At 58.9% G+C, this 18016-nt stretch carries 11 protein-coding genes; 5 read left to right on the forward strand and 6 right to left on the reverse strand.

All coding sequences use genetic code 11. From position 1 onward, the window contains the following. Positions 1-145: 145 nt before the first annotated feature. The gene (cyaB, locus tag K227x_RS29110; protein ID WP_145176436.1) at positions 146-727 is read right to left on the reverse strand and encodes a class IV adenylate cyclase; all 582 of its coding nucleotides are present in this window, start codon (positions 725-727) and stop codon (positions 146-148) included. A 33-nt stretch (positions 728-760) separates the two neighbouring features. Next, the gene (locus K227x_RS29115) at positions 761-1696 is read right to left on the reverse strand and encodes an SdiA-regulated/phytase-like domain-containing protein (protein ID WP_218933631.1); all 936 of its coding nucleotides are present in this window, start codon (positions 1694-1696) and stop codon (positions 761-763) included. 91 nt (positions 1697-1787) lie between these two features. Between K227x_RS29115 and K227x_RS29120 the strand changes: the two genes are divergently transcribed. Continuing rightward, positions 1788-2426, forward strand: coding sequence for a TlpA family protein disulfide reductase (locus K227x_RS29120; RefSeq protein ID WP_145176442.1), 639 nt, complete (start codon positions 1788-1790; stop codon positions 2424-2426). Positions 2427-2608: 182 nt separating this feature from the next. Here the strand turns inward: K227x_RS29120 and ribA are convergent, their stop codons facing one another. After that, entirely contained in the window at positions 2609-3817 is a 1209-nt protein-coding gene (gene ribA / locus K227x_RS29125) for a GTP cyclohydrolase II (RefSeq protein WP_145176445.1), read from the reverse strand. A gap of 144 nt (positions 3818-3961) precedes the next feature. Between ribA and K227x_RS29130 the strand changes: the two genes are divergently transcribed. After that, the gene (locus K227x_RS29130; RefSeq protein WP_145176448.1) at positions 3962-4996 is read left to right on the forward strand and encodes an alpha/beta hydrolase; all 1035 of its coding nucleotides are present in this window, start codon (positions 3962-3964) and stop codon (positions 4994-4996) included. Between the two features lie 105 nt (positions 4997-5101). On the opposite strand, the gene ilvB is transcribed toward K227x_RS29130, so the two are convergent. Continuing rightward, the gene (gene ilvB, locus K227x_RS29135) at positions 5102-6877 is read right to left on the reverse strand and encodes a biosynthetic-type acetolactate synthase large subunit (RefSeq protein ID WP_145176451.1); all 1776 of its coding nucleotides are present in this window, start codon (positions 6875-6877) and stop codon (positions 5102-5104) included. 219 nt (positions 6878-7096) lie between these two features. Here ilvB and K227x_RS29140 point away from each other — a divergent pair, with 219 nt between their 5' ends. The 3 genes from K227x_RS29140 to K227x_RS29150 all read left to right on the forward strand — a co-directional run bounded on the left by K227x_RS29140 (position 7097) and on the right by K227x_RS29150 (position 11971). Then, positions 7097-7486, forward strand: a complete 390-nt coding sequence (locus tag K227x_RS29140) for a fluoride efflux transporter FluC (protein ID WP_145176454.1) — start codon at positions 7097-7099, stop codon at positions 7484-7486. Then, positions 7483-10278 (forward strand): hypothetical protein, encoded by a 2796-nt coding sequence (locus tag K227x_RS29145; protein ID WP_218933632.1) that lies wholly within the window; start codon positions 7483-7485, stop codon positions 10276-10278. Before K227x_RS29140 ends, K227x_RS29145 begins: the two co-directional genes overlap by 4 nt. A gap of 121 nt (positions 10279-10399) precedes the next feature. Next, positions 10400-11971: an arylsulfatase gene (locus K227x_RS29150; RefSeq protein ID WP_145176460.1), complete on the forward strand. Its 1572-nt coding sequence runs from the start codon at positions 10400-10402 to the stop codon at positions 11969-11971. Between the two features lie 105 nt (positions 11972-12076). On the opposite strand, the gene K227x_RS29155 is transcribed toward K227x_RS29150, so the two are convergent. Both K227x_RS29155 and K227x_RS29160 read right to left on the reverse strand, forming a co-directional pair. Next, positions 12077-16576, reverse strand: coding sequence for a M56 family metallopeptidase (locus tag K227x_RS29155; RefSeq protein WP_218933633.1), 4500 nt, complete (start codon positions 16574-16576; stop codon positions 12077-12079). A gap of 2 nt (positions 16577-16578) precedes the next feature. Then, positions 16579-16995, reverse strand: a complete 417-nt coding sequence (locus K227x_RS29160; RefSeq protein WP_145176466.1) for a BlaI/MecI/CopY family transcriptional regulator — start codon at positions 16993-16995, stop codon at positions 16579-16581. Positions 16996-18016: the final 1021 nt, after the last annotated feature.

Genomic DNA, 18016 nt, shown 5'->3' on the forward strand with positions numbered 1-18016 from the left:
TCTTCTGATGGAATCGAAGCGGGGGAATGCGGCCAAATCGGCAAAGACGGCGCATCAGCACACTAGGTTAGGCTGGCTAGGTCGTCGATGCAAATACTTCGTCCGAATCACCCCATGGATTGGGCAGGCCCGGCTTTCGCGGCATCTATTCCGCTTGGCCGGACTCCAAGATCATTCTCAGATAGCTGCGGGACTCGGCATCCCGCAATCCCAGCTTGGTGGCCAATATCGTGATTTGATCCCGAGCGGCTTCGACGGAATCCGCATCGGCGGCCAGCATTTCAATTTCCGCGTGGGGCCCTAGACCGGTGACATCGTCCACCACGACGGTCAATTCGCCGCCGACCGAATCGGAGCGGGGATCGGCGGCCGGAAATCTGAAACTGCGGCGTGTCTTGTGGACGGTGGCAACGCGGCGAAAGCCCAGCAGGACCAGCATTTCTTCCATCTTCGATCCATCGCTATCGCCCGGATCCAATCGCCATTCGAGTTCGCGTCTGGCCTTGATCGCCCCGGGCAGTTTGGTGCCCTTGTAGGTGATCATCGGAATGCCATCGACGCGGCGGATGCGAAGTGCTTCGCGAGTCTCGCTGAAGTCGCGCGACGGATGGTTGTAATACGTATCGCTGTGACACTCCGCAGCCTGTTCGACACCGCCGCCTGCCTGCAGTTGGCGGATCAGCGCGTCCGCATCTTCGACCCTGAACTTCTGTTCTACTTCAAACATCAACAGCGAACCATTTCGAGAAATCAAACACGTTCATCGACCGGGCTGGGAAACCTTTTGCATCCAGGCGGGGGTGCCTTCGCTCGTCACCCACACCTGGCTGTTGGGGCCCACTGCCATGGCTTCGATCTGTCGCAAGCGTGGCAGATCCATCGCCGTTGGCAAAGCCGCCAACATCTTCGACAGCGGCGTGGCAGGATCGGTTCCGGCAAACCGGAAGGCCTGAAAGTAGTTGATCACCCACAAGTCACCCGTCGCCGAATCAAAATCAGCCGCGGTCACCATCGGCATCGCCAGCGTGGTCACCGCAGTGGCCTGGACTTGGATGATCGATTGGCCGTCGTCGAAATGCGGGATCGGAATTGCGTAGACGCGGCACAGTGGAAAACCAGACTTGGTCAACATCACGATCAATCGCCGCTGGACATCGACGGCGACGGCTTCGCAATCGTGTGGCCCATCGGGAAAGGCCACCTGGATCGTTTGCACGTCGGCTTGCTGCTTGTCGTCATCGAGTCCGGGCTCGTCACACAAGTGAAGCGATACCGTGCTTCGGACGCCCTTGTTGTCGCCCGTATCGGCGATCAACAACCGTGGCACACCGTCATCGACAAAGGATGCCATGTCTTCCCAATCGATCGCCTTTCGGATCGACGGAAATCGCAACCGAACCAAACGGCGTCCGGTCAAATCGAAGGCAAACAGTTCCGGCTTGCTGCCCGAATCGTTGTGCGTCCAAAATGCATCATCGCGGTGATGCGAACGTGCCAGACCACTGCTTTCGACCAACCTCGCTTCATCCAATCGGATTTTGGATGCGGCTGTGGCACCGGCGTCGGTTTCCATTGCGGATGACTTGCCGGACGAGTCATCGTTGGCGGACTGGAATACCCCGATGACCATTAACCCGATAAGCAGCATTGCCGGAATTGCCATCCAGATCCTGCTGCGCCAATCATTTTCGATCATCGAATCACCACGATAGTTTGGATCAGCGAACTAGGCTTAACCGAAAACAACATTAGCGAACCTCGTTTCCTCTTTGCCGTAAAACCATACCGTGTCCGCACCGAACCCACAGTCTACCACCGACACCCCAACGGCCCCTTCGACCGGCACAGGCCCGAAGATCGGATTGTGGATCTTCGTGTTGGCCATCGTTGGCGCGACCACCATGGTGATGATGGGCAACCGCCCGCGAGCGGAGAATGCCGCGCTCGGCAAGCCATCGCCGCAATTGGATTTGGTGCGATTGGATTCGGGAACCGCGATGGATCCGGACGACGCCGCCCCCGCAGGCACGGTTCGGCTGCTGCATTTTTGGGGCACCTGGTGCGGCCCCTGCCGGATGGAGTATCCGCATTTGGCCAAACGGGCCCAAGAGTTGACCGCCGACCCGAATTTTCGTTTCCTGCCGGTATCCTGCGAATCGGGAGCCGGTGAAACGATGGGCGGATTGGCAGAGAAAACCAGTGACTATTTCGAACGCGAAAACATCACGAGCCCCGCGATCGCTGACCCTCGCGGCATCACCCGCCGCAGCGCGGCTGAGCGATTGGAACAACCGTCGCTGTACTATCCAACATCGATGTTGATCGGACCCGATGGCAAGATCGTCGGCGTCTGGGAAGGTTACACGCCCAGTGCGGTCGAAGAGATCGCCGAAGCGGCGACCAGCCTGCTGACGCAGATCCCTTAGCAACGAGCGATCGATCAGTGTCGCGATTCAAGTCATCTCGCCCCCGCCGCGAAGCGGTTTGCGGGGGAGAGAGTTAGAGAGAGGGGAAAGAAAGAAACGATACTGAATGATCGCACGTTGCTTAGCGGCGTGGGCGGCCAAAATCCTCTACGCCAGAGGATTTCTTGATGGGGCTGATCGGATCAACCGGGTAGGTTGTGGCCCATCTTGTCGCGTTTGGTTTCCAGGTACTTCTGGTTGTGTTCGTTGACGTCCGAAACGATCGGCACCTGATCGACGACTCGCAAATCGAAGCCGCGTAGGTTGAAGGCTTCGGTTTTCTTGGGGTTGTTGGTCAACAAACGAACCTCGCTAAGCCCCAGATCTTTCAGGATCTGTAGCCCGATGCCGTAGTCGCGCATGTCGGCTTTGAACCCGAGTGCATGATTGGCTTCGACGGTGTCCATGCCTTTATCCTGCAGGGCATAAGCACGAATTTTCTGTGCCAACCCGATGCCCCGTCCCTCTTGCGGCAAGTAGATCAACGCCCCGCGTCCTTCGCTGCTGATCATCTGTAGGGCTAGGTGCAACTGGTCACCGCAATCACAACGCAGTGATGCGACCAGGTCGCCGGTAAAGCAACTGCTGTGCATTCGGACCAGCGCCGGGTTCCCTTCGGCAGTCAGGTCGCCGAACACCAACGCGATCGGTTCTTGCGCCTCGTATTGGACCCCGTACACGACGATCGTAAAGTCGCCGTACTTTGTCGGCAGACGGGCTTCGGCAGTACGCGAGATCAGTTTCTCGCTGACCCGACGGTGGGCGATCAACTGTTCGATGCTGATGATCTTCAGGTTATGTTTTTGGGCGATCTGGCCCAAATCGGCCCGCGAAGCTCGTTCGCCCGAATCGTCCAAGATCTCGCATAGCGCGGCGGCCGAACCGAGGCCGGCCATGCGTGCTAGGTCCATCGCGGCTTCGGTGTGACCGGCGCGGCGCAGCACGCCCCCCTGTTTGGCCAACAATGGATAAACGTGGCCCGGACGAACGAAGTCGTCCACCTTGCATTCCGGCGACGCCAACCGACGAATCGTCTCGGCTCGCTCGGATGCCGTGATCCCAGTCTTGGCACTGCGAATATCGATCGGTGTCATGAACGCGGTTTTCAACGGCGCATCGTTCTGGACGACGACCGGTGTCAGTTCCAATCGCTTGGCCGCATCAGGCAGAATCGACACGCACAACTGGCCGCGGCCGGACAACATGAAATTGATGACTTCCGGCGTGCACTTTTCAGCCGCGCAGATGTAATCGCCTTCGTTTTCACGATCCTCGGCATCCACAACGATGACGACTTCACCGGCTCGGATCGCTTCGACGGCTTCGGGAACAGTATTCAGTTCGACTGGCATGATGGACTTTCGCGACAAATGAGATTTCGGCGAAGCTCGCCGACTTTGTAGTATACGTGGGATGCAACTTCATCCCACCGCCCCATTTAAAACCGCCACGTCAAAACCGCCACGAATCCAAAACCGCCACCAGGAACCCAGCCAATGCGATCCGGAGAATTGATTCCGTCGGCAACGGCGGATCACCGCAACCACAATCAATGCAGCGACAATCAATGCAGCGACGATCGATCCTGCGACGACCACAACGGGCGGCGGCGGACGATATCGCCCCTGTGGCTAGCGATCGTGTGGTTGATGATCGGTTCGCAGACCAGCCTGGCAACGGACGAAACCGTTTCGGTCGTTACGGATCAACGATACGGCGAAACCGAAGGCAAAGCGGGTCTGTGCGACGTTTACTCCCCCACCGGTGACGTCCCCACAGGCGGTTTTCCGGCCGTGGTCGTGATCCATGGTGGCGGATGGATGAGCGGCGATAAATGGACGCTGGGAAGCTATGCTCGGCAATTGGCAGAAAACGGCTTCGTCGCCATCACGATCAACTATCGCTTGGCCCCGACGCATCCCTTTCCCGCCCAGGCCGACGATGTTCGCCAAGCCCTGCTGTGGACCAACGACAACGCCAAGCGTTTGTCGATCGACTTGGATCGACTCGGTGTGTTCGGATACTCGGCCGGTGGGCACCTGTCGCTATTGATCGCTAGCCTGGCCGACGAACCCGTCCCTCAACAAGCCGCTGCCAGCCAGTGGTCGGCGTCGGATTCTCGTTGGAAATCACTTCCCAAGATCCGTGCGGTTTGCGCCGGAGGCCCGCCCTGTGATTTTCGATCCCTGCCGATCGACAACACGGCACTGGCCTATTTTTTGGGCGGATCGCGGCGTGAAAAACCGCAGCTTTACGCTGCCGCATCGCCGGCGGCTCATGTTTCGGCTACCGACCCGGTGACTCAAATCATCCATGGCGTGACCGATCTGATCGTGCCAATTCAGGCAAGCCAGTCGTTTCACGATGCGCAGATTGCAGCGGCCGTTGATAGCCGCATGACCGCGGTCCCCCAACAGGGACACATGTTGACGTTCCTGAACCCCAGCACCCGACAAACGATGGTGCGGTTCTTTCAGGAAGTCATGCCGGCTGATGCCGCGGAACCCAGCGTCCCCGCAGCCAGCGAATGATCAACGCGGCGTGCGCCGATCGGGATGGGACGATCGGTTGATTTCGTCAGCCGTGACGCGTCGGCGGCCGGTCAATGACCGGCCTACGCGGCATCCAATAGCGGTCTATTCCAAGATCATGTCGTCGACGGTCATGCCGCCGGGGATCATTGGCAGAACGTGTTCTTGGTACGGCACTTGGACGTCCAACAGGTAAGGTCCCTTGTGCGCGATCATTTCGCGGATCGCACCTTCCAGGTCGGCTTTCTTGCGGATCGTCGCTGCGCCACAACCGTAGCCCTGTGCGATTTTGACAAAGTCCGGATAGCGTTCTTCGGCATACTGGAATCGGTCGGCGTCGCTCTTGCCCTTGGCCTCTACGTGATGAATCGGGCCCAGGTAAGTGTGTGCTCGGTTGCGTTCCATGAACCGGTCTTCCCATTGGACGACCATGCCCAGGTGTTGGTTGTTCAGCAAGAACACCTTCACAGGCAGTTCTTCGCAGAAACAAGTCGCCAGTTCTTGGATGTTCATCTGGAAACTACCGTCACCATCGATGTCGATCGACAGGGCGTTGGGGTGTGCCGCTTGGACACCCATCGCCGAAGGCAGGCCGAATCCCATCGTGCCCAAGCCGCTGCTGGACAACCAAGTGCGAGGACGACGGAACTTATAGAACTGTGCAGCCCACATCTGGTGCTGGCCAACACCAACGCTGATGTACGCGTCCATGTCAGCGGTGACATCGCTAAGCGTCTTGATCGCGTGTTGTTGCAGGATGCCGTCGAAGTTCTCGTCGTACTTCATCGGGAACTTCGCCTTCAGATCGACGCAGTGTTTTTGCCACTCGCTGATCTCTGGCTTTTGGACGATCTTGTTCAGTTCGGTCAACACTTGCTTGACGTCGCCGCGAACCGGGATGTGCGCCTCTTTGTTCTTGTTCAGCTCCGATGCATCGATATCCACGTGGATGATCTTGGCGTCCTTGGCGAACGCTTCGACCTTGCCGGTCACGCGATCGTCGAATCGGACACCCAATGCGATCAACAGGTCGCAGTCACGCACGGCATAGTTGGCGTAGGCCGCCCCGTGCATGCCCAACCAATCCATCGAATGTTCGTGTTCGGGGGGAACGGAACCCAGCCCCATCAGCGTGGTGACGGTGGGAATACCGCTTTTGGTGATGAATTCACGCAAATCTTCGCTGGCACCCCCGATGATCACACCACCACCGGAATAGATCACAGGTCGTCGCGCCAATTTGATCGCGGCCGCGATTTGACGGATCGTTTCGCTAGGCACGGCAGGCGGTGCAGCCTGATAGCCCGGCAGATCCATCGGCGGATCCATGTCGATGTCCGTCATGTTCCCAAGCTGAATGTCCTTGGGCATGTCGATCAAAACGGGTCCCGGTCGGCCGCTTTGCGCGATATGGAACGCTTCCTTCATGATCCGCGGCAGATCCGCGATCTTGGTCACCAGATAGTGGTGTTTGGTGATGCCACGACAAACTTCGACCATCGGCGTTTCTTGGAACGCGTCGCTACCGATCGCCTTGGTAGGCACTTGGCCGGTGATGCAAACCATCGGAATGCTGTCCAGCTTGGCATCGGCGATCGCGGTGACCAGGTTGGTCGCGCCCGGACCACTGGTGGCCATCACAACGCCCACCTTGCCGGTGCTGCGGGAATAACCCTGCGCGGCGAAGGCTCCGCCCTGTTCGTGACGTGGCAGAATGGTGCGGATCGATCCACCGAAACGGGTCAACGCTTGGTGCATCGGCATACTGCATCCGCCAGGATAGGCGAAAAGCACGTCGACGCCGTGGTCTACCAATGATTTGACCAAGATATCGGCACCGGTCATCACTTGGGGTTCTGTGGCGGCTTTCGCAGTACTCATGTGCTCTTCGGAACAGAAAAAGGCGGCGGACGGAGACTCGTAATATCCCTGGGACAGGCCCAATGGACAGAACGTTCGGGGTCAATATTTAGGAATCCAGAGCAGTGCGTCGCGAAACCGGCAAAAACTGACGTTTACGCGGTCGCCCGAAACTCCGAATCTACTCGCTAACGTAAGTTCGTGCCCATACTTAGGCAATGGTTAAAACGGCCAGCGACGATGACAACTTGGATCAACATGACAGCGGTCGCGGCAGGCGGAGCCCTCGGTTCGGTGGCACGCTACCTGATCACTCTAGCCGCAATCGCGGTCCCAGGCGGTTCGTCCATGCTGGGCACCACGATCGCCAACGTGCTCGGTTGCGCCCTGATCGGTGGACTGATCGAATACACCACTGTCGAAGGGATGGTCGCCGAACGGATGCGATTGGCACTTCAAACCGGCTTTTTGGGCGGGCTGACCACCTTTTCGACCTTCTCGGCCGAATCAGCCTCCTTAGGACTCGATGGCCGCTGGGCCCTGTCCGGACTGTACCTCAGCGCGAATCTGCTGCTCGGATGGACCGCGTTGATCGGTGCGGCGGGAATCGTACGAGGATGGAATTCATGACCTATCGATGCTTTGCCATGGCGATTTCGGCCAGCCAGAATTTGATCCACGGTTTCTGGCACTCGGCCCGCCCAACCCGCACGGACACCCCCCATCCGGTGACCCGCGTTCCCTTTTCGAGGTGGATAGTGACCTGTTGCCGCAAAATTTGCCTGCCCTTGCCGATCAGCCAGGTGGGCGGAATCGCGATCCTGTTGCTGGGGATCGCCACGGCCTCGGCGGCGTCGCCCGAACTGCCACCGGCCTATTCCCAAACCCGATTGCTGCGATCCCAAGCGGCGCTCAACGCGGTCGCGTTTTACGACGACCAACTCGGTGTCGCCGTGGGCGACCGCGGCCGGATCATGAAGACCAGCGACGGTGGCCAAACCTGGACCCCATCGGAAAGCGGTGTCGAGTGCCGGATCGACGACCTGATCTGGATCGATGCCCAGCGAATGGTTGCGGTGGGCGGCGGCTACGACGCGATTACCCGAATCAGCCGCGGTGTCGTGCTGATCAGCAACGACGGTGGCAACCGCTGGCAGCGTGGTGCGGACAATGATCTGCCCCGACTTCGCAAGATCCAACGTCGCGACGACGGAAAGCTGACGGCCGATGGCGACTGGTCGCACCCGTCGCTGACCCATCAGTTCGAAAGTCGCAGCGATGGACGAACCTGGACCGGCAACGGCAACCAGCATCCGCCCGCCCCACTGGCCCGCACCCCCGACGCCAAGGATCTGCTGTCTTGGGTTCAAACCACCTCGGTCCCGGTAGCCGTCCGCGCCGCCTGTCGAATCGCCGCAAACCGGTTGTGCGCCGTCGGTGACCACGGTGTGATCATGACCAGCGACGACAATGGCAAAACATGGACGACTCGCGCAGGCCAAGATCGCCATACAGCCATCCTGTTCGTGGCCGCTAGCGCCCCATCAGTCGCTTGGTCGATGGTCGGCAGCGAATCGTTAGAGTCCAGGAACCGAACCACCGTTCTGGTCGACCTTCCCCCATCGCAACAGAACCAACAATCCGACCCCGCCAATCAGCCATCCCAGCTTGAACTGGCGCATCAAGTCGCCGTGATGCTGGGCGCATCCGGCGTCGATACGTTCGGACGCACGGACAACAGCGATGACAACGTCCGCATGGCGATGCGTTGGATCGCGATCCTGCAACCCTCCGCAGTGGTCCTGGACCAAAACCTTGCACCGGAGACACTGGACGCATTTTTTCAAGCCGCCACCACAGCAGGTGTGCAGCGTGTGGCGTCCTACACGACCGGGCAATCCCAATCCACGACACTGCACCGCGACGCGTTACTGCCAAAAACCGGCATCCTAGCCAGCGACTTGGCCTATGACGCGCTGCACCACATCGCGCCCCATCAAAACCACGTCGAATCGATCTCGCTGCGATACCTGTATGACGCCAACCCATCACGACGGACCGGCGAATCAGTCACCTCGGGACTGAACCTTTCGGCCGGCCAACGACTTCCCGATCGATCGGCACCGGCCTCGCGACGGCAACTGCAAGTGGTCCAGGCCAGGATGAAACAATCCAAACGGATCGAACAACTGCTGAACAGCAAGCACCGCGTGGGATCGTTCGACCAATCGCTGGCGACGATTTTGGACCAGACCGCCAAAGAGGACCAATTTCGGTTGGCATGGTCGATTTTGGCAGCCACGTCGGATGCCAGTTTGTCGGACATCCGGACACGGCAAACCGTCCTGGGCGTGATTGCCCAACGATTTGCGGACCGTTCGGCCGGCCATTGGGCCAAAGTGCGACTGCAGTCGCTGACGCACAGCGTCGAACGAAGGCGACTGGAAGAGATCCTGACCACCGGTGGGCAAACCGCTGATCGACCGATCGCATCGGTTTCCCGATCGATCGCCGTCTCACCGTTCCAGTCGATTGCACCGGAGGCTGCGTCGCCGACACCCACCAGCGGCGGTTTCAGCGATGGCCCGGCTATGGGCCAGGTTCGGCAAGTCTCGGCGATCGCGCCGGTGATCGTTCCTGAACCCGAAATGCTGGACATGCCATCCGCCCCCAAGGCCACCCCATCCAGCGAAGTCGATCTGGCGTGGGAATTCCATCCGATTGTGCTGCTGGGCGGCGAAGCATCTCGCAACCGCAGCGATCGTGTTGGGCTGCAGATCGCCGAAGAACAACCGGCCAGCCTACGCCGGTTGGCCGATGCTACATCCAACCCATGGTCGGGACTGCTGCGACGACGGGGCCCGCAAGTGGTCCGCGCTCGCCGCACCGCGTCGCCACCGCGATTGGACGGGATGACCAACGACTCTTGCTGGTCCGAAAGCGAAGCCTCCGCGAACTCGGACACATCCATCCGCATGGCCTATGACGACGACTACATCTATGTCGCTGTGGAATGTCCCGAAGATCGGATGCACCCGGACAGTCATCGCGATTCCGCATCGGGCATCCGTGACGACGACCTTTCCATGGTCGATCGTCTGTCGCTTTGCCTGGACATCGACGGCGACCTGATGACGTCGATGCAGCTAAGTGCCTCGGCATCCCGGCGAACCCACGACGCCATCGACGGCAACCCCGCTTGGCAACCGACTTGGTATTTGGACGCCGCCTACGACAAGGGTTACGTGACATTCGAAATCGCGATCCTTCGCCGCGACGTGGTCGATCTGCCGATTGAACCCGGTTCGACGGGCACCGACCAAAGCTGGTTTGTTTCAGCCCGACCGCTGGCTGCCGGCACATCCCTGCCGACACCGGTGATCCCCGACCCGGCGGACTGGGTCCGAGTCATCTTCCAATAGCCGATTCGCCCGCTGCACCTGTGGTAACGTAGGCAATGTCAGGAAAAAGGGGTCAGCCCCGTTTTGCCTGCCGCTTTTTCCCGCCTACGCTGACGACGTCCTGCCTTCTGATGGGTGCCCCATGATTCGATCCACGTGTGTGCCGTTTGGTTTCCTGATGCTGTTGACCGCGATCGGTCCCGCACAGGTCGATGCAGCCGAACCATCCGATCGTCCGAACATCATTGTGATTGTCGCCGACGACATGGGATTTTCGGACCTGGGTTGCTTCGGTGGCGAAATCGACACACCCAACTTGGATCGATTGGCCGCCGGCGGGTTGCGAATGGTCGACTTCCACAACAATGCCAAGTGCAGCGAGACTCGTGCATCGCTGTTGACGGGACTGTGGCACCAACAGTCGCGAAACCTTTCCAAGCCGGGAAACGTCACGATCGCCGAAGTACTGCGAGACGCCGGCTACACGACATTGATGAGCGGCAAGTGGCACGTCGCCCAGACACCGCCCCAACGTGGCTTCGACCGCTACTTTGGTTTCCTTAGCGGTGCCATCAATTTCTACACCGGTGTCGATCTGAGATCGGGTGAAAATTTCATGCGGTTAGACGACCAGGAATACAAGGCACCCGCCGATTTCTATTCCACCGACGCGTTTACCGATTACGCAATCGAGTTCCTGGACCAGGCTCGCACCAAGGACCAGCCCTATTTCCTGTATCTGGCTCACAACGCGCCACACTACCCGCTGCAGGCTCCGCCCGAAGACATCGCCAAGTACCGTGGCAAATTCGATGCGGGATGGGACGTCATCCGGCAGCAACGTTTTGAACGAATGCAGAAGATGGGGCTGATCGACGACAGCTGGAAACTATCGCCGCGAGACCCCAAGGTCGAAACGTTTGATTCGCTGTCCGATGCCGAAAAGAAACATCTGCTGCCGATGATCGAAGTCTATGCGGCCATGGTCGACCGGCTGGACAAAAACATCGGACGCGTCATCGCCGACCTGGAACAGCACGACGAACTGGACAACACGCTGATCCTGTTCTTTTCCGACAACGGTGCCTGCCCATACGACCACGATCGCACACCAGGCGTTGCACCGGGGCCTGTGGACAGTGACATCGCCTACGATGCACGATGGGCCAACATGTGCAACACGCCGCTGCGGCTGTACAAGCAATACGCACACGAAGGCGGCAGCGCGACACCGATGATCGCTCACTGGCCAGCCAAAATCAAAGCTGCCGGATCGATCTCGAAGTACACCGGTCACATCGTCGATGTGATGCCCACGGTGGTCGAATTGGCGGCGACCACGTACCCGGCCCAAGCCCACGGATCGGATGTGTTGCCGATGCAGGGCGTGTCGTTGGTTCCGGCACTGACCGGCCGCCAGAGTGAACGTACCGATAGCCCGATCTATTGGGAGTACAGCGGCAACCACGCGGTTCGCGACGGACAGTGGAAACTGGTCGCCCAGCGGAACCGCGACTGGGAACTGTACGACTTGTCGACCGATCGCAGCGAAACGACCGACGTGTCGGCTGACCATCCCCAACGTGTTATCGCCATGGCCCAAGCCTACGATCAGTGGGCCCAACGCACCGGTGCCAAAACACACGCCAAGAGCATGAAGACCAAACCGAGCTCCCAATCGCAACTGATCAATCTGTCCCGGCAGGTTAGGTAAACAACGAGCGACCAATAAGTGTCGCGTTTTCAGTCCTCTCTCCCCCGCCGCGCAGCGGTTTGCGGGGGAGAGAGTTAGAGCTCGGCTGGTTCCATTTCGCCGTCATCACGGCGTCCGCAGCACCATCGCGTCGGGATCGTTTACCACGACATTCAGCATCGTGTACTGCGGCGCCTCTCCGCGAACGACGGGCTGGGTAACGAGACCCCATTTGCAATCCGGGTTCAAGGCATTGCGGAGCATGACAAAACGCCAAACCTGCATCTCAAAGCTACCGTCTATCGATGTCGTTGCGATTCCAAAAGCGCGACCTCTGACGCCCGATAGGACCACAATCTGCGCAGTGGCAATCGGTTGCCCTTCAGCATCCACCAAACGTCCGCGCAGGATTCGTTTTCGGTGGACTTCCATGATGCCCGCGTCGAACGATTCGGCATCGTCTGGAATTGTCAGTTGTTGGGACTCAGGGGATTCGTAGAGCGCACTTTGGTTAGGCCCCAAAGACATCACGTGTGAACGAAATTCACCTCGGGGAACACGGAGTGAGTATCGTCCTTGATCATCCGTATCTGCACGACAAGTGAAATCTCTTCTAAGAACGGGCGAGATGACAATGGTGGCCCCCACAACAGGCTGACGAGTATCCGCAGCCAGAATTTGCCCCGTCACGGGCACAGTCGGCAGCGCGTCAACCACAACCTCAGTCGTCTGACCTGCGACCACACTGGGCAGTCCGCGCATCATCAGTTGGTACGGCGCATCCGATTGACTCGCCGACGCCATCACGAGTTTGCCTTCAGCCAAATTCGTGATCGCAAAACGTCCATCCACATCCACCTTCACTTTGACCTGTCCACGAGGTCTGCTGACTCCATTTTTTAGAGTAATCCTCTCTCCATCGATCAACCGAGTATCGCTCGTTATCCAAAGCTCTCGGCCAGCAAACTGCTGCAGATTATCCCCCTCGATCACTCCCTCGACTCGCCCTACTGCAGAGAGCCGAAAGTCAGTATCACGACTTCCGAAATCTTGTACACCAAAATCAGGACTCTCTACCAACATACTTTTCTGCAGCGCGGGCGGGATCGAAGCCATCCTCGCCCGACCTCGATCATCCGTCCGTACAGCAAGTTCACTAGCCAGTTCGTCGGGAAAGGGATGCGTCAATCCCGTTCTCTCGTCAGCTTCATAGACCCCGTTGGGAACATCGAAGTATTTCGGTCGTACTACCATTCCCTCAGCTGGCTTGCCGTCAGGCAAAAAAACATTGAAATCAACTGACTCCATTCGGGGCAAGCGGATCTCAGCGTTCTTCACGACCTTTGAATTTTGATCGCGGAACAGAGCGGCCATCCGGACGACGCGGATGCTGTGCTGGGGCGAATAGCACCATACGAAATAGTCCTCGTGGCTTCCCCCTTGCGGAAACGCGATCGTGTACTCGCCGCGATCGTCCGATTTGGCCATGGGTGTGCTCGGTGGAAGCCCCTCGCGATACACGGACGAGTACAACTTAGCGCCGGCCACGGGATTGCCATCCGCATCCACCACTCGCCCGGATGCCTGGTAGACCATCGCCGTTTCGGAACCGTCGCGGTTTCCCGATTCGTCTTTCGCGGCAACATCGCTGGCTGCATCGGCGGATGCGGGCGCCGAAGCATCGCGGGTTATCCCATCGTTTTGTGGGAGCGTGTCATCAGGGGTTTGTAGCACCATCGCATCGGGATCGTACAACACGACATTCAGCATCGTGTACTGCGGCGCCTCTTCACCGACGGCGGGGCGGGTTTCGAGAGCCCATTTTCCGTCGAGATTCTTAAAGCGACGGCGCATGTCAAAATCTCTAACCGGCATCTCAAAACTGCCGTCCGGCGCTGTCGTCGCACGATCACCGGCCTGATGATGGGCTCCGTTTGGAATTACAATCTTTGCATTCTCAATCGGCCGTCCATCGGCATCTAGCAATCGTCCACGGACGACTCGCTGTGGATGGACTTCGATGATTCCGGCGTCAAAGGCGTTGACACCCTCAGGGATGCTAATCGAATCTAACACTGGACAATCGTAGAAAGCATCGTTCAGGGAACCCAGGTACCCCATGACCTGTCGAATCTCCCCGCGAGGAAAGCGGAGAGAGTAGCGACCATCCTTATCGGTATGCACTTTACGAATGAAGTGTCGCCCAGCGTGAGGCAACACGATGTTGACATCGGCACCCACGACTGTTTGATAAGTGTAGTAGCGCCCACGGGCAGGCAACATGACATTGATGCTGGCACCCACGACTGGTTGACGAGTATCGGCAGCCAAGACTTTCCCGGTCAGGGACACTGTCGGTAAAACATCCACCACAACCTGAGTCGTTTGACCAGCGATCACTCTCGGCTGCCCATGCACCATCAGTTGATACTGTGCGACTGACCCACTGGTCGAATGCAAGACTAACTGACCTTCAATCATTTCCGGGATCACAAAACGTCCATCGGCATCCAGCTTCACCCTCACTTGGCTACGAGGCTTGCGGTCGGTACCCACCAGGGTATTCTTCGCTCCATTATTCAGCCGAGGATCGCTCCCAATCCAAAGTTCCTGACCATGAAACCGGAGTGGAGCATCCGCTTCGATCGCACCCTCAACTCGCCCCACTGCAGCGAGCTTAAGATCACTCGGTACGCCTAAGAAATCTTGCTGACCGAAACCGTCACTTTTCACACGCATTCCACCATTGAGTCTTCGCTGGATCGAGCGGATCGTCGCCCGACCTTGATCGTCGGTGCGAGCAGCAAGCTCACGGGCGAGTTCATCAGGAAAATATTCATTCGCAGCTGCACGCTCATCGGATTCGTAAACTCCGCTGGGAACCGCAAAGAAAAGTGGCGACACGGTCATTCCCTCAGCTGGCTTGCCGTCAGGCAAAAAAACATTGAAATCAACTGACTCCATTCGGGGCAAGCGGATCTCAGCGTTCTTCACGACCTTTGAATTTTGATCGCGGAACAGAGCGGCCATCCGGACGACGCGGATGCTGTGATCGGGCGAGTAGCACCATACGAAATAACCCTCGTACGGAAGACCTTGTGGAAACGCGATCGTGTACTCGCCTCGATCGTCCGATTTGGCCATGGGTGTGCTCGGTGGAAGCCCCTCGCGATACACGGACGAGTACAACTTAGCGCCGGCCACGGGATTGCCATCCGCATCCACCACTCGCCCGGATGCCTGATAGACCATCGCCGTTTCGGAACCGTCGCGGTTTCCCGATTCGTCTTTCGCGGCAACATCGCTGGCTGCATCGGCGGATGCGGGCGCCGAAGCATCGCGGGTTATCCCATCGTTTTGTGGGAGCGTTTCTTCAGCGGCCTGTTGGGGCGCTGCCGCGACCTGATCCTCGGCCGCCTGCGGCTGGCGAACGTCGCTGAGTCCCGACAGGATTAGCAGGCAGGCGACCAACGCCGCGATGACCGATTGCCAGCGCCGCGGCTTGCTGAATGCCATCACCGCTTCGACGCGCTGCCGCAAACCGGATCCCTCGACCGCCATCGGCAACATCAGCGCCGCGCCTGAGCGGACCGAGGTCCCCGAGCCAGCCAACTGGACCAACAACTGCCCGTAGTCACGTGATCGCTTCTCACCGATCCTTTCGATCATCGCCGCATCCACGGCCATTTCAATTCCCAACCGCAATTGCCGGCGCAGCCAGTAGGCGATGGGATTGAACCATGCCACCGTAGTTGCCACCGTCGCCAACCCCATCCACGCGGCGTCCCAGCGACGGATGTGCATCCATTCATGATCAACGATCAACTGCAAATCGGCGGCGGGGTGGCTCTCGACAATACGGCGAGGGATGATGATGCAGGGGCGGAACAGGCCGAACGTGGCTGGACCAATTTCCCCATCACTGACAGAACCATCACTGACAGAACCGTCACTGACAAAACCGTCGCTGATCAAACAACGCACCGTCCGACGCCTGCCCCAGAGTCCGGGCAACGCACCACGGCAATCGATCATCGCTTGAATCCGCGCTGGCACCGTGGCATCGCATCGCCGCAGCAATCGAGCCAACTGGATACGGGCGATCAGGCAACGCGTGAACACGATCATCACTCCCGTCATCCAAATCACCGTCGCCACGCCGGACCATCTGACCTGTGACCAAGCGGAATCGCTGCTTGCCGCGGGCGGCGTCGCAGCTGCCACGTCAGTCTTCGAAGCAATCACAACGGGACTGTTTTCAAAATCTTGGAATCCCTGCATGTTTCCTTGATCGCCAGGGGCCCAACCGGTATCCGAGGGAAATCCGGAACCCAGCGGTGCGTCCGCCATCTCCGGTGCGATCATTTGTTGCGGAGTCACTTTCGCCATGGTCCATCCGTAGCGATCGGAATCCGCGATTCCCTGGAACAGACTGATGCCCGACCAGGGCAACACCAGCACCACCATCCGAACCAATGGAATCATCCACAGCACCACTCGCCACGACGGCGCCAGCCAGCGGCCTGCCGAACGGATGATGCCCCACACGACCGCAGCCAGAATCGCGGATTGCCAAGTCGAAAGCCAAAGCAGTTCGATGCAATCAGAACTAAGAAGTGTCGACATGATCATTCTCCTTTGCGATGTTTCGAACTGGACTTGGGACTATCGAGTGCTTCGCGAATCGCCGCCCAGTCGTCGGGGGAAATGGATTCGTGCTGCGCGAAGTGCATCAACAGCGATTTCACATCGCCGGAAAAGAACCGCTGGCTGAACGACTTAGCCGCTGACCGAACACAGGCATCCTTGGACACTGCGGCCCGATAGAAATGCGTCCGTCCATCGACGCGGACTGCGATCGCTGCCTTGTCGACCAATCGCCCCAACAGAGTGCGGATCGTACGGTGACTCCATTGCCGCGACCGAGCCGCGTCGTCCTTCGCCGCATCGGCATTCTGGATGCGAGCGATCACGTCACCGGCCACCTGTTCGCCGCCGTCCCACACCGCCTGCATCACTTCCCATTCCGCTTCCGTGATATGCATTTGCGTTCCCCGCGTTGGATCCCATCAACCAAGCTGCCGACGGCCCAATCCGCCGAACCAGCATGACTACACCCGTAGTACATCGGCAACGTACCACACTCGTAGTCACGCAATCAAGCGAAAGATAACAGGACATCGGAAAAATTCCCGAAGCTTGCATTGGGGTTCGCCAAAATTCGTGGCGGAGAGGAGAGAGGGGTCTTTTGGCGAAGTCCACTACGCCACTCGTCGGCTGTTGTCGCTGTGGGACTTCGCGGACTGATAGCCACGAAGTGGCGACAGAATCCTGCCGTGGACATTGGTCCACGGTGACGCCGCGGGTCCCAACAATCCTTTTCCTCCACACCGATCGCCGCCTTTCGCGGCAATCGGTGTGGAGGAACAACGAGCGAGGTCGGGATCAAGCAAACCGGTGGTCGAGACCACCGGCAGGAAGCTGTCGTCCCTGCGGGACTTTTGATGGTTGGCGGGAGAAGGGACTTCTGGCGAAGTCCACTACCTAGATATGGAGCCGTCGTCGCTGTGGGAATTGCTGACCGAAAGCCGTGGAGCGGCGGTATTTCCCTGCCGTGGACCTTGGTCCACGGTGACGCCGCGGGCTCCAACAATCCCTTTCCTCCACTCCGATCGCCGCCTTTCGCGGCGATCGGTGTGAAGGAAAGGGAGCGAGGTCTGGATCAAACAAACCGGTGGTCGAGACCACCGGCATGATGCTGTCGTCCCTGCGGGACTTTCGATGGATGCTGGGAGAAGGGACTTCTGGCGAAGCCCACTACTTAGCGATGGAGCCATCGTCCCTGTGGGAATTGCTGACCGGAAGCCGCGGAGCGGCGGTAGCTCCCTGCCGTGGACCTTGGTCCACGGTGACGCTGCGAGCCCCAACGACTTGTTTCCTCCACACCGATCGCCGCCTTTCGCGGCGATCGGTGTGGAGGAAAGGGAGCGAGGTCTGGATCAAACAAACCGGTGGTCGAGACCACCGGCATGACGCTGTCGTCCCTGCGGGACTTTTGATGGTTGG

Source organism: Rubripirellula lacrimiformis (assembly GCF_007741535.1).
Lineage (GTDB): Bacteria > Planctomycetota > Planctomycetia > Pirellulales > Pirellulaceae > Rubripirellula > Rubripirellula lacrimiformis.